Below are 1,437 nucleotides of genomic sequence, written 5' to 3' on the forward strand. Positions count from 1 at the left end.
TTGTCTTGGAAATACTCGATAAAGGTGGTGATTTAAATGGCAAAAAGTAAAATTGAAATATTTGAGGATTTAAAGAAAAAATATGTGAGAATGGCACTTGAAACAAATAAATACGCTACTACAGCTAAAGCAGCTGGAGTACATCCGGATACCCTTAGAAAGTGGATGAAGGAGTATGAGACAGAAGTCCAGGATCAGATGGAATTGGAGGGAGCAAACATAACTCCAGTTGAACCAACCGAAAAAGAATATAAAAATAAATATGAATTGGCAATGAAACTATTGGGTGAAAAGGAACTGGAAGTAGCTGTATTAAAAGATGTATTAAAAAAAAGCAATTAACCTTAGGTTTTTTATTTCATATAGCGAACGAGTGGATTGCAAAAGGTTTTTTTATCAAACGAATAATGGATATTTTGGATCTCAATCGTTCCACATATTATGACAGAATGGGGGGAAATAAAGTAGAGAATCAAGCAAAAAGAGGCAGACCATGCCCTGGCTATTCTATGCATAAGGAAGGCCACAAAATTTCTGATGAACAAATTGAGGAATATCTTATGGAATATCATCAAGATGACAATATCGGTGCATTAGGATATAAAAAATGGACATCGTTGTTGCGTGATCAGTTTGGCTTAATTATTAATAAGAAAAAAGTATATCGAATGTGTGAAGAGTTAGGTATCCTAAAAGAGAGAAAGACTCAACTGCCAAAGCATCCTAGAAAGTTAGCTAAAAACCGTGTGGTTACGGGTCCAAATCAACTATGGCAAGTTGATATAAAATATGGAAATATTGCAGATTCTAATAAATTTGTGTTTTTATGTTGTGCAATTGATGTATATGATCGAAAGATTGTAGGTGCGTATAGGGGACCAACATGTCGAGCGAAGGACATCAAGATGATGCTTACTAAAGCACTAATCAGGCAAAAAGTTCATTTTAAAGAAGGGGAGTTTGAAAATAAACTTATTATCCGAACGGATAATGGTCCACAATTTGTGAGTGAATTATTCGGAGACTTTTGTCAACACCAAAAAATTTACCATGAAAGAATCCCTAATAAAACGCCTAATATGAACGCTTATATTGAGTCATTTCATAGTCAAGTTCAACGTGAATGTTTCAACCGACACAGCTTTACTTTTTATGATGAAGCTTATTACTATATCGATCACTATATTGATTTTTATAATAACACTCGCCCTCATGGAAGTTTAGGTAACTATTCACCGAAAAAATATCTCCAACTAACGTTGGATGGCAGTATTCCCATTCGGGAGATAAGTCTATAAAACTGTATACAACTAAAATATGGATAGAGGAAATTGTTCCCATATTGCCAAGGGAAGCACAAATTAAAATTCAATCGCGACTTGATATGGAGCAACGCATGATAACCTGTTAGGTGATCCAGATGTTTTATTAATCTGG

Annotated in this window: 2 protein-coding genes; both read left to right on the top strand. The window is 34.5% G+C overall.

Annotation, left to right across the window (positions count from 1 at the left end):
- Positions 1–36: 36 nt before the first annotated feature.
- The gene (locus SPD89_RS22750; protein ID WP_336264228.1) at positions 37–342 is read left to right on the top strand and encodes a helix-turn-helix domain-containing protein; all 306 of its coding nucleotides are present in this window, start codon (positions 37–39) and stop codon (positions 340–342) included.
- 53 nt (positions 343–395) lie between these two features.
- Positions 396–1,298, top strand: coding sequence for an IS3 family transposase (locus SPD89_RS22755; protein WP_336264229.1), 903 nt, complete (start codon positions 396–398; stop codon positions 1,296–1,298).
- Positions 1,299–1,437: the final 139 nt, after the last annotated feature.

The organism is Pseudogracilibacillus sp. SO30301A (assembly GCF_037072025.1).
GTDB lineage: Bacteria > Bacillota > Bacilli > Bacillales > Amphibacillaceae > Pseudogracilibacillus.

Excerpts from the sequence above, each read along its gene's own strand:
- SPD89_RS22750 (WP_336264228.1), top strand. The coding sequence starts at position 37 with ATGGCAAAAAGTAAAATTGAAATATTTGAGGATTTAAAGAAAAAATAT.